Origin of the sequence: Pseudomonas sp. 10C3, assembly GCF_036346185.1 — a bacterium.
Taxonomy (GTDB): Bacteria; Pseudomonadota; Gammaproteobacteria; order Pseudomonadales; family Pseudomonadaceae; genus Aquipseudomonas.
The window spans coordinates 1-230 of the sequence record NZ_JASJVE010000233.1 but is presented as its reverse complement, the minus strand read 5'-3'; the positions used below and the strand labels follow the sequence as shown (position 1 = coordinate 230).

Annotated in this window: 2 pseudogenes; one reads left to right on the top strand and one right to left on the bottom strand. The window is 63.9% G+C overall.

Annotated features, from left to right (window positions below):
- A pseudogene (locus QN399_RS26725) lies at nt 1-79 on the top strand (glutathione S-transferase); the annotation flags it as partial.
- On the opposite strand, the pseudogene QN399_RS26720 reads toward QN399_RS26725, so the two are convergent.
- A pseudogene (locus QN399_RS26720) lies at nt 78-230 on the bottom strand (glutathione S-transferase); the annotation flags it as partial. The pseudogenes QN399_RS26725 and QN399_RS26720 sit on opposite strands and share 2 nt — an antisense overlap.

Below are 230 nucleotides of genomic sequence, written 5' to 3'. Positions count from 1 at the left end.
GATTATTGAGTACCTGGCCGAGCGTTTTCCTGAGGCGGGACTCTGGCCGCAGGATTTCGCTGCCCGGGCCCAGGCGCGCTCAGCTTACCAAACAGATAAGGACCACTCTCAACGGCCGCGGCACGACACTCAGCCCACAACGCAACGAAACGATCGATGTCGGCCTGAGCGTCGGCAGGGATCACGTCCACCGCCGCATCACGCCGCAGGTCGCACCCCATCTGCGTGCG